Source organism: Serratia proteamaculans, from assembly GCF_004684015.1.
In the GTDB taxonomy this organism is placed as follows: domain Bacteria; phylum Pseudomonadota; class Gammaproteobacteria; order Enterobacterales; family Enterobacteriaceae; genus Serratia; species Serratia proteamaculans_F.
In genome coordinates this window covers 294,623-311,417 of record NZ_SRIA01000019.1, presented here as the reverse complement: position 1 = coordinate 311,417, position 16,795 = coordinate 294,623, and the positions used below count along the sequence as shown (strand labels likewise).

Sequence of the window (16,795 nt, the reverse complement as noted above, 5' to 3'; positions counted from 1 at the left end):
TCAGTTTTGTCGTCTGCGGCTTGAGATAAAATAGCCAAAATTAAAATTATTACAGGTGCAGGGTTATGTTTTCATTAGGGAAGTTATTTGGTGGCAGGGACAGCGATAAAGTCAAAGCTATCAAAATGTTGCCGTCGGCATATGCCGACCTTTCCGGGGAGGAAGGTGAGTGTCGGCTGAAACGCCTGCGCCCGGACATCGGCGTTTTTGAACTGCATTTCGCTACAGCAAAAGGTGATAAGTACGTTTGCCCTATGACGGCCTGTATTACCGGTATTGATCTTGTTTTTGCCGCCAATAATCGCTCGGTATTGGTTTCTCCTCCGTTCACGCCAGCCAAATTGCAGCCGGTGTTGGATATCGCCCTGGCCGACAGAGAAAAATAATAGCCTGCCCACTGAATAGACGGCTGCGCCGGCGGCCAGAGTTTATTCAGTGTCACAATTGTGCCCCAGCTCCCAAAACTGGCCCGGCATAACGCTTCTATCCCCCTGTCTTCCGTGCCATCCTTCGGTTATCAAAATGTTAATTCACAACAGGCCGGATCTGGGCACCATCACGCAGTATTCGGTCTGCAGGTATAGATAAATCAATGGAATGGAAACATGCGTCTGTTATTGGTTGAAGACCATCCCGAGCTATCCCACTGGCTGCAAAAGGCGCTGACCGGCGTCGGTTTTGCCGTTGACGTTGCGCCGGACGGGTTGGCGGCCGACCACCTGTTGTTAAACGAGACCTATGCGCTGGTGGTGCTGGATGTAGCGCTGCCGCGGCTTAATGGCCTGGAACTGCTGGCCCGGCTGCGTAAGCGCGGGCAGGATTTGCCGGTGCTGTTGCTGACGGCCAGAACCGACGTTGCCGATCGCGTTAAAGGGCTGAATCTGGGGGCCGACGACTACCTGACCAAGCCGTTTGAGCTCGATGAGCTGGAAGCGCGCATTCGGGCATTGCTGCGCCGCAGCGTCGGCGTCACCCAACAGGCGCTGCAGTATGGTGCGCTGACCTATCACGATGAAGGTTATTTCCAACTCGATGACAAACCGCTGCAGTTGACGCCCCGAGAATTGGCGGTGCTGACCGCCTTGATCCACCGGCGTGGCCGCCCGGTTGCCAAACAGCAGCTGTTTGAGCAGGTATTTACCCTGTCTGATGAGGCCAACCCGGAAAGCATCGAGCTGTACGTTCATCGGCTGCGGAAAAAACTGCAGGGCAGTAATGTAGCGATCATCACCCTGCGTGGTCTGGGCTACAGCCTGGAGCTTTGCAATGAGGTGGTTTAACGCGCCACGCTCACTGTTTTATCAACTGTTGTTGTTCTTTGGCTTACCCCTGTTGGTGCTGGGCAGCATCTCGATATATACCCACTATTTCAGCGCGATGAATGCCGCTACGTTGGCCTACGATCGCACGCTGCTGGCGTCGGCACGTACCGTGGCGGAACGGCTGGTGGTACGCAATGGCCGGCTGGAGGCGGACGTGCCCTATATCGTGCTCGACAGCTTCGAGCGCAACATGAACGATCAGCTTTATTACGAAGTGATCTCCCCGCAGGGCGACAGTATTTCAGGCTATAACGACCTGCCGCCGATGCCGCCTCATATCCTGCGTTCCAGTCTGTATCCGGCTCTGGTGCATTTTTATGATGCCCAATATCGCGGCCGACCGATTCGCGTGGCTGCGCTGTTTCAGCCGATCAACGAATCCGGCGTAATGGGCATGGCGACCATTCTGGTCGCGGAAACGCTGGAATCGCGCCGTTATCTGGCGCGGCAAATGATGCTTTCCGCCTTGCTCAGCCAGGGAACGGTGGTGGTTTTGACCATGATCCTGGCCTTCGCGCTACTCAAGCGGGTGCTGAAACCGATGCGCAAACTTTCCGGCATTATGTTACGGCGTGACCCGGGTGAACTGACGCCGTTGCCGATGGTGTTGCCCTGGTCGGAAATGCAGCCGCTGTTGCTGGCATTCAACCGTTATATTGAACGGCTGCGGCTGATGGTAGCGCGTCAGGAACGTTTCAGTGCCGACGCTTCGCACCAACTTCGCACGCCGTTAACCGTACTGAAAACTCAGGTGGGGGTAGCGCTGGCCAGCGATCAACCGCAGCAGTGGCGGGAAAGCCTGATAGCGATGAGCGCTACACTGGATAACACCGTGGCGCTGACCGATCGTCTGCTTTACCTTTCCAGACTCAAAGCCCATGAACACCATGCCGATCACCAGTTACAGCCGGTGAATCTGGCGCAGGTGCTGCGCGATGCCTGTTTTTCACGGCTGCCGCAGGCGCGCAGTAAGCGCATTGATCTGGGGTATGAGGGAGAATCCGTATGTTGGGTCGGCGGGGAGGCGTTGCTGCTGACCGAACTGTGCGCCAATCTGCTGGATAATGCGCTGAAATACACCCCGAATCAGGGCACGGTCACGGCACGACTAACCCTGGATAAGTTGGCTGGAGAGTGCGTGCTGGAAATTGAAGACAGCGGCCCGGGGATTGCCGAACAGGATACGGCACAGGCGCTGCAGCCGTTTCATCGGCTGGATAACGTGGGCAATCAGCCCGGTGCCGGTTTGGGGCTGGCGCTGGTCAGCGACATCACCCGTTATCACGGCACCCGCCCGGAGCTGTTGACCTCGGCCTCCCTGGGGGGCCTGCTGGTACGGGTGCGTTTTCAACTGCTGCCTTAACACTAAAGCCACAAACTCTCGGCCAAATAGATGTCGAGCCAGGAAAGATAATTTCACTACGCTGAAAGAAGGATAAGTTTGGGGTTAATCGATGCAAAAAAGCCCCTTTCGGGGCTTTTTTAGATTTCCTGGAGCTCTCGTTCGAGAGTTGTCTGATTCAACTTTCGGCGTAGCAACGTGGCAGAGGATTTTTTCTGCCTATCCTGAAAGTCATGACGGAAGACATCGCTTGCCCCTTGAATACTAACAGTAGACAGAACATCAGCAGAGACGGTCGCAGCAAGTCCTTGCAGCAATCGTTTCTCGTCATTTTCTGCTTGCAAGTACATGGTTTTACGGCGTAACGACATAATAAGCCCTCCCGGTCGAATCGTTTTTGAAAGCTTTCAAGTAATCTGGCAGTAGCTTTCTGGGTTTCCCTTTTGGTAAACCTGTTTTTTTTATTGTATCGCTGTTCGTCTTTTAACCCAGGAATATAATCGTACGTCTCTTCGAGCGATATACTTCTTCCAAAATCGGCAATGGCACCACCCGCCGCCTGAAATACAAAACCACCTATGGTAAAGGTTTGATAGTGCTGGAGCATAGCCAATGCAACCTGCTCTAACACAACACCGCCAGCAAGGCCTTTAAATTTGACATGCCGGAAGTCACCAAAAGACTCTCTATCTGTCCAGAGGTCAAAGTAAACTTCAGACATACCATTTTGTGGAAAAGGGATATTTAACGGCATCGTGTAGCCAATGTCCGTAAATTTCTGCAGTTCCTTCAAGCTGCCAAAAACTACAGTGTAAAGCTTACCGCCAGCGATAAAAATGTAACTATGATGGACTCGCCTATCGTAGGTAAATCTTTTGCGCCGAAACCCTGATTCATCCAGGCGAATATCTTCTTCTATTGGCAGTTGAAAACTCATGGGCACCTTCCTTGGTTGATGGACAGTTATTGTCCTACATAGACAACCTTTTAAAGGAGTGTGCCCGTTTCCCGGAATTCAAGCGTAAGCACGGAGAATTCCGGCGGTGCGGCTGAGCATCACTTTTTGCACGGTGCTACTGTGGGGGCAGGGACTGGTGCCTTACGGCCCAACGGTGTGCGCAGACGTTGCGACAGGATCACCCCCAACAGAGTGATGCCGCCGCCGATCAAGTGGTAGCTGTGCAGATGTTCATGCAGGAACACTACCGCAATGATGGCGGTAAATACCGGAGCCAGATTCATAAAGATCGACGCGGTATTGGCGCCCAGACGCATCACGCCATGGATCCACAAGTAAGGCGCGATGATTGACGCCGGGATACCGGCGAACAGTACCAATGGGATGTTCTGACTGGTCAGCGCGACGTCCTGCGCCATCAGGAAATTAGGCAGCAGTAACACCACGCCGAAGACTATCTGTACATACAATGATTGCCAGTTCGGCAGCGCAATCGCCCAGCGCTTGGTCAGTACGCCGTACAGCGCATAGGCAGCGGTGGCGGCAAACATCATCAACTCGCCTTTGCCGATGCCATGTTGCAGCAATTCGGCCGGGTTACCGGCGCTCACCAGCCAAATCAAACCGGCCAGCGACAACAGGCTGCCGATCGCGATGCCCACCGTCGGTGCTACCCGCAATAACACAATACTGATCAAAATGGTCAGTAGCGGGATCAGGGAAACAATAATGCCCATAAACAGCGCGCTGACGCTGTGCGCCGCGTAGTAGGCCAGGCTTTGATACAGCACCATCCCCAGCATGCCGAGGACCAGCAACTTCCACCAGTTGGCGCGTATTGCCACCCAGTGGCGGATCACCCCAGGCAGGACGAAAGGCGTCAGCGTGATCAGCGCCAGCAGCCAGCGGTAGAAGGAGATAGCGGCCGGATCGATGGCGGTAGCGGAGAGCTTACTGACCACGGCATTGATTGACCAAATCAACACCGCCAGCAGAGGGAACAGCATATTCATGATAATTATTCTCATTAACGACGGACATACTGGCTAGTTTACCCGTGTCCGGTTTATTATATATAGCGATATCCAGACAACATTTGCCCTAAACAAGACAAGTCACGGGACGAAACCATGCCAGAAATCCGTCATTACCCCGAAGCACTGATCCCGGCGCCACGACCGGTGCAGTTCCGCTGCGAGGAATTCAATGCTCGCACGGAGTTTCAGCCGCACCGGCACAGCTGGGGGCAACTGATGTGGGTCAAGGCCGGTGTTATGGTGCTGCGCATTGGCGGTCAACGTTTTCTGGCGCCGCCGGAGTTTGTGCTGTGGGCGCCTGCGGAAATTGAACACTCTTGTTATAACCAGCGGCTGGCGCAGTGCCGCATGGTCGATATTGCCTTGCCGTTGTGCGCCGGGATGCCGGTCGACCCTTGCCTGGTCAGCGTGACGCCTATTTTCCGCGCCATTGCCGAAGATTTTTATGCACGCAAACAATATATCCCGCAGAGCAAACAGGACCTGCGCCTGTGTCGGGCGCTGATCGACCAACTGCATCTGTCGCCGGTTCAACAAACCTACCTGCCGTCATCCGAAGACAAATTCCTGGCACCGGTGCTGGAGGCGCTGGAACACTGTCCTTCGGACAATACGTCGCTCGCCGCCTGGGCCGCCCGGGTCTATACCACCGAACGTACGCTGTCGCGCCGTTGCCAGCAGGATCTGGGCATGTCATTTAGCGAATGGCGCCAGCGTTTGCGTTTCCTGCATGCCGTATCCTTGCTGGAACAGGGCAAAACCGTGCAGGAAGTGGCGCTGGAGGTAGGGTACAGCTCGGCCTCGGCGTTTATTGTCATGTTCCAGCAAATCGCCGGTACCACCCCCGAGCGCTTTCGCCGGGCCTGATTCAGTGGCACACTATTTCCCAGCGAAATAGCCGTAAACCGTCGGAGCAATAAGTGAAAATCCTGGTTGATGAAAATATGCCGTACGCGACTGAGTTGTTCAGTCGTTTGGGGAATGTACAGGCGGTACCTGGCCGCCCGATCCCAAGTGCTGCGCTGGCCGATGCCGATGCGCTGATGGTGCGTTCGGTGACTAAAGTGAATGAAGCGCTGCTGGCCGGCACCCGTATTGGTTTTGTCGGCACAGCAACTGCCGGTACCGACCACGTAGATGACGTCTGGCTGCAACAGCAGGGCATCGGTTTTTCTGCGGCACCGGGCTGCAACGCCATCGCGGTAGTGGAATATGTGTTCTCCGCACTGATGCTGCTGGCCGAACGCGACGGTTTCCAACTGCGCGATAAAACCGTCGGCATTATCGGTGTCGGTAACGTGGGTTCGCGTCTGGATGCCCGCCTGAAGGCCCTGGGGGTACGGACTTTATTGTGCGATCCGCCGCGTGCTGAACGCGGTGATGCCGGCGAGTTCTGGCCGTTGGAAAAGCTGGTGGCGGAAGCCGACGTGCTTACTTTCCATACGCCATTGAATAAATCCGGCTCTTATAACTCGCTGCATCTGGTGGACGCTGAACTGCTGGCGGCGCTGCCGGACAATCGAATTCTGATCAACGCCTGCCGTGGTGCGGTGGTGGACAATGCTGCGCTGTTGCAGGCGCTGGAAAAAGGCAAAAAGCTGAGTACCGTGCTGGACGTCTGGGAACCGGAACCGGAGCTTTCCCTGCCGTTGCTGGCGCGGGTGGATATCGGTACCGCGCATATTGCCGGTTACACGCTGGAAGGCAAGGCGCGGGGGACCACTCAGGTGTTCGAGGCCTTCAGCCGTCACCTGGGCCAGCCACAGCAAATCGAACTGGCCTCGCTGTTGCCTGTGCCCGAATTCAGCCAGATCCAACTCAATGGGCCGCTGGACGAAGGCAAATTAAAACGATTGATGCACTTGGTGTATGATGTGCGCCGCGATGATGCGCCGCTGCGCAAAGTGGCCGGGCAACCGGGCGAGTTTGATCGTCTGCGCAAGCATTACCAGGAACGCCGCGAATGGTCTTCATTACGCGTCCAGTGCGATGACAGCGCCAGTGCGGAGCTGTTGCACAAGCTGGGTTTCCTGACGGCATAAGGCTTTCTTAAGCCACAGCGACTAATTTTGTTATCAGGGCGGCGGATTGCCGCCCATCTGCATTTGAATAAACTCTGGAGAAACCCAATGTCTGACGGCTGGAATATCGCTCTGCTTGGCGCCACTGGCGCGGTAGGTGAAGCGTTGCTGGAATTATTACAGGAACGCCAGTTCCCGGTGGGCGAACTCTATCCATTGGCAAGTGTTCGTAGCGCCGGTGCCACGGTGCGCTTCAACGGCAAATCGGTACTGGTGCAAAACGCGGAAGAATTTGACTGGTCACAGGCGCAGTTGGCTTTCTTCGTCGCCGGTACCGAAGCCTCGGCCCGCTACGCGGAAGAAGCTGGCAACATGGGCTGCCTGGTGATCGACACCAGCGGCCTGTTTGCGCTGGAACCGGACGTGCCGTTGGTGGTGCCTGGGGTGAACCCCCAGGTGCTGGCGGATTACCGTAACCGCAATATCGTTGCCGTGGCCGACAGCATGGTCAGCCAACTGCTGACCGCCATCAAACCGCTGACCGAACAGGCCGGGCTTTCCCGTTTGCATGTCACCACCCTGATGTCGGTATCGGCACGCGGCAAAGTGGCGGTCGACGATTTGGCTGGCCAAAGTGCGCGCCTGCTGAATGGCATTCCGGCTGAAGCGGGCGTTTTCGCCAAGCAGTTGGCGTTCAACCTGTTGCCGTTGCTGGCCGACGAACAGGGCAGCGTGCGTGAAGAGCGTTTGATTGTCGATCAGGTACGTAAAGTGCTGCAGGACGAAGGACTGCCGATTTCTGTCAGCTGTGTGCAGTCGCCAGTATTCTACGGCCATGCGCAGGTGGTTCACCTGGAAGCGTTGCGCCCGATGTCAGCAGAAGAAGCGCGCAGCGAGCTGGAACAGATGGATGATATCCAACTGAGCGAAGAAGACGACTACCCGACTCAGGTGACGGAAGCCTCTGGCAGCGATGCGTTGAGCGTCGGCTGTTTGCGTAATGACTACGGTATTCCGGAAGTCCTGCAGTTCTGGTCGGTGGCCGACAACGTGCGTTTCGGCGGCGCGCTGATGGCGATCGAAACCGCAGAGCGTCTGGTGCAGGAGCAGATGTACTGATGTCTGAAGTTGTCTTACCCACCCAGCCGACTTTGAAAATCGCGCTGGGGATTGAATATGACGGCAGCCAGTATTACGGCTGGCAGCGTCAACAGGAAGTTGCCAGCGTGCAGGCCTGTCTGGAACAGGCGTTGAGCAAGGTAGCGGATGCGCCGATCAACGTATTGTGCGCCGGGCGTACCGACGCCGGGGTGCATGCCACCGGTCAGGTGGTGCATTTTGAAACCACCGCGCAACGCAAGGACGCGGCCTGGACGATGGGCGTCAATACTCATTTGCCGCCGGATATTGCTGTGCGGTGGGTGACTGGCGTGAGTGAAGATTTTCATGCGCGTTTCAGCGCGACTGCGCGCCGTTACCGCTACATTATTTATAACCACCGCTACCGCCCGGCGGTATTGCAGCAGGGGATGACCCATTTTTATCACCCGCTGGATGCCGAACGGATGGAAAGGGCGGCGCAGGCGCTGTTGGGCGAGAACGACTTTACTTCGTTCCGCGCCGTGCAATGCCAGTCGCGCACGCCGTGGCGTAACGTAAAGCACGTTAAAGTTACGCGCTACGGTGAGTATATTGTGGTAGATATCAAGGCGAATGCCTTTGTACATCATATGGTTCGCAATATTGTCGGTAGCCTGATGGAAATTGGCTGCGGCAATCAGGATGAGAACTGGATGGCCGAGTTACTGGCACTGAAGGATCGTAATCTGGCTGCGGCGACGGCGCGGGCCGACGGGTTATACCTGGTTAGCGTTGATTACCCTGAGCACTTTGCCCTACCCCGGCCGCCAATGGGGCCACTGTTTTTACCCGACGATTAAACGCCGGCGCGCCTGACGCGTTGTTCCCTTGTGTACCTGCCGGGTGGGTGAGACACCCGGTAAAAGAGAGAACCTATGGACATCATCAAGTTTGTAATTGATTTTATTCTGCATATTGACGTGCATCTGGCCGAACTGGTCGCGCAATACGGTATGTGGGTGTACGCCATTTTGTTCCTGATCCTGTTTTGCGAAACCGGACTGGTGGTGACACCTTTCCTGCCGGGTGATTCTCTGTTGTTTGTTGCCGGTGCGCTGGCGGCATTGCCGACCAACGATCTGAATGTACATACCATGGTCGCGTTGATGATCGGCGCGGCGATACTGGGTGATGCGGTGAACTACACCATTGGCCGGTTGTTCGGGGATAAGCTGTTCAGTAACCCGAATTCGAAAATTTTCCGCCGCAGCTATCTGGATAAAACCCACCAGTTTTATGAAAAACACGGTGGAAAAACGATTATTCTGGCGCGATTTGTGCCGATCGTGCGTACTTTTGCGCCGTTCGTCGCCGGTATGGGGCATATGTCCTATCGCCATTTCGCCGCCTACAACGTGATTGGTGCACTGGTTTGGGTGCTGCTCTTCACTTATGCTGGCTACCTCTTCGGCGATCTGCCGATCGTGCAGGAAAACCTGAAACTGTTGATCGTGGGTATCATCATTGTTTCAATTCTGCCGGGTGTCATTGAAATTTGGCGCCATAAGCGTGCGGCTGCCCGCCAGCAAAAACAGTAAAAACATCGCTTAACCTGTCGGTTCGACCAGTTTTTTGTCCACAGAGTCGGGCCGATATGGTTTAATGAGCGACATTTATGGTCTGTTCCTGTTAACAACCTTGAAACCTGTGCCTTGCTTGCGCGCATGCCGCGTTTTGCTCAGGCATTTTTTCATTGGTGTTCTCGGGGGGATTGTTAAAGCATGAACAGCGGACTGGCGTCTGCCAGGTTCAAACAGAAAGGTCATCGATGAGCTGGATTGAACGAATTCTTAACAAGAGCAATATCACCCAAACCCGTAAGGCGAGTATTCCTGAAGGGGTGTGGACCAAATGCGATAGCTGCGGTCAGGTTCTCTACCGCGCCGAGCTGGAGCGTAATCTGGAAGTGTGCCCGAAATGCGACCACCACATGCGCATGACTGCGCGTATGCGTCTGCATACCCTGCTCGATGAAGGCAGTGAAGTGGAGCTGGGCAGCGAACTGGAGCCGAAAGACGTTCTGAAGTTCAAGGATTCCAAAAAGTATAAAGACCGCCTGGTTGCCGCACAGAAAGCGACCGGTGAAAAAGACGCGCTGGTCGTGATGAAGGGCACGCTGTACGGCATGCCGATTGTCGCCGCTTCGTTCGAATTCGCCTTTATCGGCGGTTCCATGTCGTCCGTGGTCGGCGCGCGTTTTGTACGTGCGGTTGAGCAGGCGCTGGAAGACAACTGTCCGCTGGTGTGTTTCTCAGCCAGTGGCGGTGCCCGTATGCAGGAAGCGCTGATGTCGCTGATGCAGATGGCGAAAACCAGTGCAGCGCTGGCCAAATTGCAGGAACGTGGTCTGCCGTACATTTCGGTACTGACCGACCCGACCATGGGTGGCGTTTCCGCCAGTCTGGCGATGCTGGGTGATATCAATATCGCCGAGCCGAAAGCGCTGATCGGCTTTGCCGGCCCACGCGTTATCGAGCAGACGGTGCGTGAAAAGCTGCCGCCGGGCTTCCAGCGCAGTGAGTTCCTGATTGAAAAAGGCGCGATCGACATGATCGTACGCCGTCCGGAAATGCGTCAGACTCTGGCGAGTATCCTTTCCAAGCTGACCAACCAGCCGCAGCCGCATTTCGATGAAGCCGCGCCGTTGTCCGAGCAGGAAAATCAGGCCGACGCCTGAGATCAATAGGTCCCCGCGCCGGTAGCCATCGGCGCGGGGATCAGCCGCCATTTTGTGGCTAAATGACGGCTGATAACGGAGAGCATCGCCTTTACCGCGGTGAGGGTGGTGCCCTGATGGATTAATGAACCCAAGTTCAGTGACGGGACTCATGCAAAACCACCAAATTCCCCAAGCCACGTCGCCATTGAGCTCGTGGCTTTTCTATCTGGAACGTCTGCACAGCCAGGCGATCGAACTCGGCCTGGAACGCGTACAGCGCGTTGCGGCGCATCTTGATTTACTCTCTCCTGCACCGACGGTATTTACCGTAGCCGGTACCAATGGTAAAGGCACCACCTGTCGCACCCTGGAAACCATCCTGATGGCGGCCGGTTTGCGCGTTGGCGTCTACAGCTCGCCGCACCTGGTGCATTATACCGAGCGGGTCCGTATTCAGGGCGATGAACTGAGTGAGGCCGAACATTGCCGCTCGTTCGCCGCTATTGAAGCGGGCCGGGGTGAAACTTCGCTGACCTATTTCGAATTCGGCACCTTGTCGGCGCTGCAGCTGTTCAAACAGGCTAAGCTTGACGTGGTGATCCTGGAAGTCGGGCTCGGCGGCCGCCTGGATGCGACCAATATCGTCGATCCGAGCGTGGCGGTAGTGACCAGCATCGCGTTGGATCATACCGACTGGCTGGGCAACGATCGCGAAAGCATTGGCCGTGAAAAAGCCGGGATCTTCCGTAGCGGTAAACCGGCGGTGGTGGGGGAACCGGATATGCCGGCTACCATTGAGCAGGTCGCACAAACGCTGGGTGCCCAATTGTATCGCCGTGGCGATGCCTGGACTTTCAGCGAACAGGGCGAACGCTGGCAGTGGCAGGGCGGTGGCACTTTGCTGACCGATTTGCCGATGCCCAACGTGCCGTTAGCCAATGCGGCGACGGCACTGGCTGCGCTGCATTTTTCTGCGTTGGAAATTGATGAGCGGGCGATTTTCACCGGCTTGCAGCAGGCGACATTGCCAGGACGATTCCAGATTGTGCGACGCGAACCGATGCTGATCCTCGACGTGGCGCATAACCCCCACGCGGCAGGTTACCTGGCCGGGCGTCTGGCGACCTTACCGCGCAATGGCGGCAAGGTGCGTGCGGTGGTGGGGATGTTGTCGGATAAAGACATCGCCGGTACCCTGGCCTGTCTGAGTGAGCAGGTCGATGAGTGGTATTGCGCGCCGCTGGACGGGCCGCGCGGGGCCAGCGTTGAACTGTTGGCGCAATATTTGACGGAACCGCGGCAGTTTGCCGATGTCGAAACTGCCTGGCGTCAGGCTATGCAGGACGCAGATATTCAGGATATTGTGATCGTCTGTGGATCGTTCCACACCGTTGCACAGGTTATGGCGGCGTTAGACGAGCGGGGAGTGTGAGTGGCAAGTAAATTTCAAAACCGATTGGTCGGTACCGTGATTTTGGTCGCGCTGGGGGTGATTATTCTGCCAGGGCTGCTGGACGGTAAAAAGAAACATTATGAGGACGAATTCGCCGCCATCCCATTGGTGCCGAAGGCCGGTGATGTGGAAGAAAACGACGTGGTGCCGCCGGTAAGCCAACCGCTGCCGGCACAGCCGCCGGAAGGAGCGGGCGCACTGGTTGAACAGCAGGCGGCCAATGAGGCCGCAGCGCAGCAGGCCGTTCGTCAACCGGCGCAGCAACCTACGTTGGTTACGCCGCCGGTCGAAAGCCGTCCACAACCGACGCCGCAGCCGACGCCACAGCCAAAACCGAAACCGGTAGAAACCAAACCGGTAGAAGTGAAGCCAAAACCGGTACCGAAACCGGTAGAGGTGAAGCCGGTGGTGAAACCTGAGCCAACGCCAGTACCCAAGCCTGAGCCTGCACCCGTGCAGAAACCGACGGAAGAGAAAGCGCCGGCAGGGCAGGCTTATGTAGTGCAGCTCGGTGCGCTGAAGAACGCCGCCAAGGTGAACGAGGTGGTGGCATCGCTCAGGCTGTCCGGTTACCGTGCCTTTACCGTGCCGTCAACGCCGGTACAGGGCCAGATCACCCGGATCTACGTCGGCCCGGATGCCTCAAAACAGAAGCTGCAGTCTTCTCTGTCCGCGTTGAACTCGATCAGTGGTTTGAGCGGTCAGGTGAAGCCGTACGGCGTACGTTAAGTTTATGGGGGGCAGCATGCTGTGCCCCATAATCGAGTCATGCCGATATAATCATTAAAAATAATGTGCCTTTCGTAGCTGAAATGGCCTATGTAGGCGCGGCGATTGAGAATTTTGTTATCGCCGTTTTTTATTTGTAGCGGGGCAGGAAAACCCCTACGCAAACGTTTACGTTTTCTGTTAGAATTCGCCGCGAAATGGATGCAGGGGCGATTCATCATTGGAATAGTTCATGGTCTGGATTGATTACGTCATTATAGCGGTGATTGGATTTTCGGCTCTGGTGAGCCTGATCCGAGGGTTTGTTCGCGAAGCATTGTCACTTGTGACATGGGGATGTGCGTTTTTTGTTGCCAGCCATTTCTACTCTTACCTTGCAGTCTACTTCACTCGTTTTGAAGATGAACTGGTGCGAAACGGCATCGCGATTGCCATCTTGTTTATCGCGACCCTGATCGTAGGCGCTATTGTTAACTATGTGATTAGTTCACTGGTAGAGAAAACCGGGTTATCAGGTACCGACCGGGTGCTGGGCGTCTGTTTCGGCGCACTGCGCGGCGTGTTGATCGTTTCGGCGATACTGTTTTTCCTGGATACCTTTACCGGTTTCTCACAAAGTACCGACTGGAAACAGTCGCAGCTGATCCCCCAGTTCAGTTACATCATCAGGTGGTTCTTTGACTACCTGCAGAGCACGTCGAGTTTCTTGCCGACCCATTTACCGGGGCGGTAGCGCTGATGAGGAAAAGACAACATGTGCGGTATTGTCGGTATCGCCGGTTTTATGCCGGTAAACCAGTCGATTTATGATGCGTTGATGGTGCTTCAGCACCGTGGCCAGGATGCCGCAGGCATCGTCACCATAGATGCCCACAATGGGTTCCGTCTGCGTAAGGCCAACGGTCTGGTGAAGGATGTGTTTGAGGCACGTCATATGCAGCGCTTGCAGGGCAACATGGGTATTGGCCATGTGCGCTACCCAACGGCTGGCAGCTCCAGTGCTTCAGAGGCTCAACCCTTCTATGTAAACTCGCCGTTCGGTCTGACGCTGGCACACAACGGCAACCTGACCAACGCCCATGAGCTGCGCCAAAAGCTGTTTGAAAGCGGCCGCCGCCATATCAACACCACCTCCGATTCCGAGATCCTGCTGAACGTACTGGCCAGTGAGCTGGACCGTTTCCAACATTATCCGCTGGAATCCGACAACATTTTCACCGCCGTTGCCGCCATGCATCAGCAACTGCGCGGCGCTTACGCCTGTGTAGCGATGATCATCGGTCACGGTCTGCTGGCGTTCCGTGATCCTAATGGTATCCGCCCGCTGGTGATCGGCAAGCGTCAGCTTGAAGATGGCCGCAATGAATATATGGTGGCTTCCGAGAGCGTGGCACTCGATACGCTGGGCTTCGAATTCCTGCGCGATGTGGCGCCGGGCGAAGCGGTGTATATCACCGAAAAGGGCCAACTGTTCACTCGCCAGTGTGCAGAGAACCCGAAAACCAACCCGTGCCTGTTCGAATACGTCTATTTCGCCCGCCCGGACTCCTTTATGGACAAGATTTCGGTCTACAGCGCACGCGTGCGCATGGGGCAGAAGTTGGGTGAGAAGATTGCCCGCGAGTGGGAAGATTTGGACATCGACGTGGTGATCCCCATCCCGGAAACCTCCTGTGATATCGCGTTGGAAATCGCGCGTATCCTGGATAAACCGTACCGTCAGGGGTTTGTGAAGAACCGCTATGTCGGCCGTACCTTTATTATGCCGGGCCAGCAGGCACGCCGTAAGTCGGTACGCCGCAAGCTGAACGCCAACCGTGCCGAGTTCCGCGACAAGAATGTGCTGTTGGTGGACGATTCCATCGTGCGCGGCACCACTTCCGAGCAGATCGTGGAGATGGCGCGTGACGCCGGGGCGAAACGAGTTTACCTGGCTTCCGCTGCGCCGGAAATTCGCTTCCCTAACGTCTACGGCATCGACATGCCGAGCGCCAATGAACTGATTGCCCACGGCCGTGAAGTGGATGAAATCCGCCAGATCATCGGTGCCGACGGTCTGATCTTCCAGGACCTGGACGATCTGATTGAAGCGGTACGTGAAGAGAACCCGGACATCACTCAGTTCGAATGCTCGGTATTCAACGGTATCTACGTCACCAAAGACGTCGACCAGAGCTACCTCGAGTATCTGGAATCGCTGCGCAATGACGACGCCAAAGAAATGCGTGGTCAGACCGAAGCGGAAAATCTGGAAATGCACAACGAAGGTTAAGTCTCGCCGTTGACCAAAACAGTGCACCGCGGCGTTCGCTGCGGTGCATTATCCCTCCCTGACTTGCTTATGTAGCCCCATTGCGGCAAAGTCTGCCTGATCCTATTTTTTCCTTGGCAGAGGCCAGCTTTATGAAACGACTCATCATCGGTATTTCCGGCGCCAGCGGCGCAATCTATGGCGTGCGCCTGTTGCAGGTATTGCGCGACGTCGCAGAGGTGGAAACCCATTTGGTGATGAGTAATGCGGCACGACAGACGCTTTCGCTGGAAACCGATCTCAGCCTGCGTGAAGTACAGGCGCTGGCCGATGTGGTGCATGACTCGCGCGATATCGGCGCCAGTATTTCTTCCGGCTCGTTCAAAACGGCCGGCATGGTGATTTTGCCTTGTTCAATCAAAACCTTATCCGGTATTGCCAATAGCTACAGTGACGGCCTGCTGACGCGTGCTGCCGACGTGGTGCTGAAAGAACGCCGCCGACTGGTGCTGTGCGTACGTGAAACCCCGTTGCATCTTGGCCATTTGCGTCTGATGACCCAGGCGGCGGAAATGGGCGCGGTGATTATGCCGCCAGTGCCGGCTTTTTATCATCGGCCTGCCAGCGTGGAAGACATCATCGATCAAACGGTAAACCGGGTAGTCGATCAGTTTGACATTGAATTACCGCAAGATTTATTTGCCCGCTGGCAAGGTGCTAATTAACAAATTCCTCCCTAATTTGGCACATTTGTGCAACACCGCACTGAATTAGGGCGGCGCATGCACCATAATGATCCCACTTCATCACGCTCACTGTTTCAAGGCTCTGGTATTTATCCATTGCCCGTGACGCGGCCAACACTGGCCGATTTAATTTTGCGGTTATCGTCCCAGGAAACAGTTTTGTGAAGGCCGGAGTCGTTCCCTCCGCCTACAGCAATAAATGTGGCACGATTACTGCAAATTGATTTGGTGGAAAAGTAATGCCCGCAGTGGCATCAAAAAATCAATTTGAGGGTGATTTATGAAAAAGCTGGTTAAGGTTCTTCCTTTAGTCTTGGCTTTAAGCGCGGCAAGCAGCGCATTTGCCGCAGTACCATCAACGCTGAAGATCGGCACCGATCCGACCTATGCACCCTTTGAATCCAAAAATGCCAAAGGCGAGTTGGTCGGTTTTGATATCGATCTGGCCAAAGAGCTGTGCAAACGCATAAATACCAAATGTACCTTTGTGGAAAGCGATTTTGACGCGCTGATCCCGTCCCTGAAGGCGAAGAAAATTGACGCCATCATCTCTTCTCTGTCGATCACCGAAAAACGCCAGCAGGAAATTGCCTTCACCGACAAGCTGTATGCCGCCAACGCCCGCCTCATCGCCCCGAAAGGTTCCAAGCTGCTGCCGACCATCGATGCGCTGAAAGGCAAGAGCGTCGGGGTGCTGCAGGGCACTACCCAGGAAGCCTATGCCAACGCCATGTGGCAGCCTAAGGGCATCACCGTGGTGCCTTATCAGAACCAGGATCTGGTGTACGCCGACCTGGCATCCGGCCGTATCGATGCCGCCTTCCAGGACGAAGTGGCAGGCAGCGATGGCTTCCTGAAACAGCCTCCAGGCAAGGATTATGCTTTTGCCGGTGAATCGGTGAAGGATGACAAATTCTTCGGCGTGGGGACCGGCATGGGCTTGCGCAAGAATGAGACCGAGCTGAAGGCGGCGCTGGATAAAGCCTTTGCCGAAATGCGCAAAGACGGCACTTACGACAAGTACGCGAAGAAATACTTCGACTTTGACGTCTACGGCGGCTAATGCCGTACACCGTTCCAGATTGTGACTTCGGGGCTGGCCTGCCGGCCCCGATGGTTCGGGATCCAATGACGACA

General features: G+C 55.7%; 17 protein-coding genes. 15 read left to right on the top strand and 2 right to left on the bottom strand.

Going from position 1 to position 16,795, the window contains the following annotated elements:
- Nucleotides 1-65: 65 nt before the first annotated feature.
- The 3 genes from E5C26_RS17110 (at nucleotide 66) to E5C26_RS17100 (ending at nucleotide 2,685) form a co-directional block, all read left to right on the top strand.
- A complete protein-coding gene (locus tag E5C26_RS17110) occupies nucleotides 66-386 on the top strand; it encodes a hypothetical protein (RefSeq protein ID WP_135317378.1) in 321 nt (106 codons plus the stop codon).
- 219 nt (nucleotides 387-605) lie between these two features.
- Nucleotides 606-1,280 carry a transcriptional regulator TctD gene (gene tctD / locus E5C26_RS17105; RefSeq protein WP_017893510.1) on the top strand — a complete coding sequence of 225 codons (675 nt, stop codon included), beginning with the start codon at nucleotides 606-608 and terminating at the stop codon, nucleotides 1,278-1,280.
- Nucleotides 1,267-2,685 carry a sensor histidine kinase gene (locus E5C26_RS17100; RefSeq protein ID WP_135317377.1) on the top strand — a complete coding sequence of 473 codons (1,419 nt, stop codon included), beginning with the start codon at nucleotides 1,267-1,269 and terminating at the stop codon, nucleotides 2,683-2,685. The genes tctD and E5C26_RS17100 overlap by 14 nt, the downstream gene beginning before the upstream one ends.
- A gap of 157 nt (nucleotides 2,686-2,842) precedes the next feature.
- On the opposite strand, the gene E5C26_RS17090 is transcribed toward E5C26_RS17100, so the two are convergent.
- Complete coding sequence (locus E5C26_RS17090) at nucleotides 2,843-3,601, bottom strand: hypothetical protein (RefSeq protein WP_240776058.1); 759 nt, start codon at nucleotides 3,599-3,601, stop codon at nucleotides 2,843-2,845.
- A gap of 119 nt (nucleotides 3,602-3,720) precedes the next feature.
- Entirely contained in the window at nucleotides 3,721-4,635 is a 915-nt protein-coding gene (locus E5C26_RS17085; protein WP_135317375.1) for a DMT family transporter, read from the bottom strand.
- 117 nt (nucleotides 4,636-4,752) lie between these two features.
- Between E5C26_RS17085 and E5C26_RS17080 the strand changes: the two genes are divergently transcribed.
- The 12 genes from E5C26_RS17080 (at nucleotide 4,753) to hisJ (ending at nucleotide 16,721) form a co-directional block, all read left to right on the top strand.
- The gene (locus E5C26_RS17080) at nucleotides 4,753-5,526 is read left to right on the top strand and encodes an AraC family transcriptional regulator (RefSeq protein ID WP_012146051.1); all 774 of its coding nucleotides are present in this window, start codon (nucleotides 4,753-4,755) and stop codon (nucleotides 5,524-5,526) included.
- A gap of 53 nt (nucleotides 5,527-5,579) precedes the next feature.
- Nucleotides 5,580-6,701, top strand: a complete 1,122-nt coding sequence (pdxB, locus tag E5C26_RS17075; RefSeq protein ID WP_135317374.1) for a 4-phosphoerythronate dehydrogenase PdxB — start codon at nucleotides 5,580-5,582, stop codon at nucleotides 6,699-6,701.
- Between the two features lie 87 nt (nucleotides 6,702-6,788).
- Nucleotides 6,789-7,799: an aspartate-semialdehyde dehydrogenase gene (locus tag E5C26_RS17070; RefSeq protein WP_135317373.1), complete on the top strand. Its 1,011-nt coding sequence runs from the start codon at nucleotides 6,789-6,791 to the stop codon at nucleotides 7,797-7,799.
- Entirely contained in the window at nucleotides 7,799-8,620 is an 822-nt protein-coding gene (gene truA, locus E5C26_RS17065) for a tRNA pseudouridine(38-40) synthase TruA (protein WP_135317372.1), read from the top strand. The genes E5C26_RS17070 and truA overlap by 1 nt, the downstream gene beginning before the upstream one ends.
- A gap of 75 nt (nucleotides 8,621-8,695) precedes the next feature.
- Nucleotides 8,696-9,358, top strand: a complete 663-nt coding sequence (locus tag E5C26_RS17060; RefSeq protein WP_135317371.1) for a DedA family protein — start codon at nucleotides 8,696-8,698, stop codon at nucleotides 9,356-9,358.
- A gap of 230 nt (nucleotides 9,359-9,588) precedes the next feature.
- Nucleotides 9,589-10,497, top strand: coding sequence for an acetyl-CoA carboxylase, carboxyltransferase subunit beta (gene accD / locus E5C26_RS17055; protein WP_135317370.1), 909 nt, complete (start codon nucleotides 9,589-9,591; stop codon nucleotides 10,495-10,497).
- 151 nt (nucleotides 10,498-10,648) lie between these two features.
- Nucleotides 10,649-11,911, top strand: coding sequence for a bifunctional tetrahydrofolate synthase/dihydrofolate synthase (gene folC, locus E5C26_RS17050; protein WP_135317369.1), 1,263 nt, complete (start codon nucleotides 10,649-10,651; stop codon nucleotides 11,909-11,911).
- Nucleotides 11,912-12,661: a cell division protein DedD gene (gene dedD / locus E5C26_RS17045; protein ID WP_135317368.1), complete on the top strand. Its 750-nt coding sequence runs from the start codon at nucleotides 11,912-11,914 to the stop codon at nucleotides 12,659-12,661.
- 232 nt (nucleotides 12,662-12,893) lie between these two features.
- Nucleotides 12,894-13,394: a colicin V production protein gene (cvpA, locus tag E5C26_RS17040; RefSeq protein ID WP_012146043.1), complete on the top strand. Its 501-nt coding sequence runs from the start codon at nucleotides 12,894-12,896 to the stop codon at nucleotides 13,392-13,394.
- Between the two features lie 21 nt (nucleotides 13,395-13,415).
- The gene (gene purF / locus E5C26_RS17035; RefSeq protein ID WP_135317367.1) at nucleotides 13,416-14,933 is read left to right on the top strand and encodes an amidophosphoribosyltransferase; all 1,518 of its coding nucleotides are present in this window, start codon (nucleotides 13,416-13,418) and stop codon (nucleotides 14,931-14,933) included.
- Nucleotides 14,934-15,064: 131 nt separating this feature from the next.
- Nucleotides 15,065-15,637 (top strand): UbiX family flavin prenyltransferase, encoded by a 573-nt coding sequence (locus E5C26_RS17030; RefSeq protein WP_012146041.1) that lies wholly within the window; start codon nucleotides 15,065-15,067, stop codon nucleotides 15,635-15,637.
- Between the two features lie 301 nt (nucleotides 15,638-15,938).
- The gene (hisJ, locus tag E5C26_RS17025; RefSeq protein ID WP_135317366.1) at nucleotides 15,939-16,721 is read left to right on the top strand and encodes a histidine ABC transporter substrate-binding protein HisJ; all 783 of its coding nucleotides are present in this window, start codon (nucleotides 15,939-15,941) and stop codon (nucleotides 16,719-16,721) included.
- Nucleotides 16,722-16,795 lie beyond the last annotated feature (74 nt).

Excerpts from the sequence above, each read along its gene's own strand:
- E5C26_RS17100 (WP_135317377.1), top strand. The coding sequence starts at position 1,267 with ATGAGGTGGTTTAACGCGCCACGCTCACTGTTTTATCAACTGTTGTTG.
- hisJ (WP_135317366.1), top strand. The coding sequence starts at position 15,939 with ATGAAAAAGCTGGTTAAGGTTCTTCCTTTAGTCTTGGCTTTAAGCGCG.
- E5C26_RS17085 (WP_135317375.1), bottom strand. The coding sequence starts at position 4,635 with ATGAATATGCTGTTCCCTCTGCTGGCGGTGTTGATTTGGTCAATCAAT.
- E5C26_RS17110 (WP_135317378.1), top strand. The coding sequence starts at position 66 with ATGTTTTCATTAGGGAAGTTATTTGGTGGCAGGGACAGCGATAAAGTC.
- E5C26_RS17060 (WP_135317371.1), top strand. The coding sequence starts at position 8,696 with ATGGACATCATCAAGTTTGTAATTGATTTTATTCTGCATATTGACGTG.
- purF (WP_135317367.1), top strand. The coding sequence starts at position 13,416 with ATGTGCGGTATTGTCGGTATCGCCGGTTTTATGCCGGTAAACCAGTCG.
- E5C26_RS17030 (WP_012146041.1), top strand. The coding sequence starts at position 15,065 with ATGAAACGACTCATCATCGGTATTTCCGGCGCCAGCGGCGCAATCTAT.
- accD (WP_135317370.1), top strand. The coding sequence starts at position 9,589 with ATGAGCTGGATTGAACGAATTCTTAACAAGAGCAATATCACCCAAACC.
- E5C26_RS17080 (WP_012146051.1), top strand. The coding sequence starts at position 4,753 with ATGCCAGAAATCCGTCATTACCCCGAAGCACTGATCCCGGCGCCACGA.
- truA (WP_135317372.1), top strand. The coding sequence starts at position 7,799 with ATGTCTGAAGTTGTCTTACCCACCCAGCCGACTTTGAAAATCGCGCTG.
- E5C26_RS17070 (WP_135317373.1), top strand. The coding sequence starts at position 6,789 with ATGTCTGACGGCTGGAATATCGCTCTGCTTGGCGCCACTGGCGCGGTA.
- cvpA (WP_012146043.1), top strand. The coding sequence starts at position 12,894 with ATGGTCTGGATTGATTACGTCATTATAGCGGTGATTGGATTTTCGGCT.
- tctD (WP_017893510.1), top strand. The coding sequence starts at position 606 with ATGCGTCTGTTATTGGTTGAAGACCATCCCGAGCTATCCCACTGGCTG.
- folC (WP_135317369.1), top strand. The coding sequence starts at position 10,649 with ATGCAAAACCACCAAATTCCCCAAGCCACGTCGCCATTGAGCTCGTGG.
- E5C26_RS17090 (WP_240776058.1), bottom strand. The coding sequence starts at position 3,601 with ATGAGTTTTCAACTGCCAATAGAAGAAGATATTCGCCTGGATGAATCA.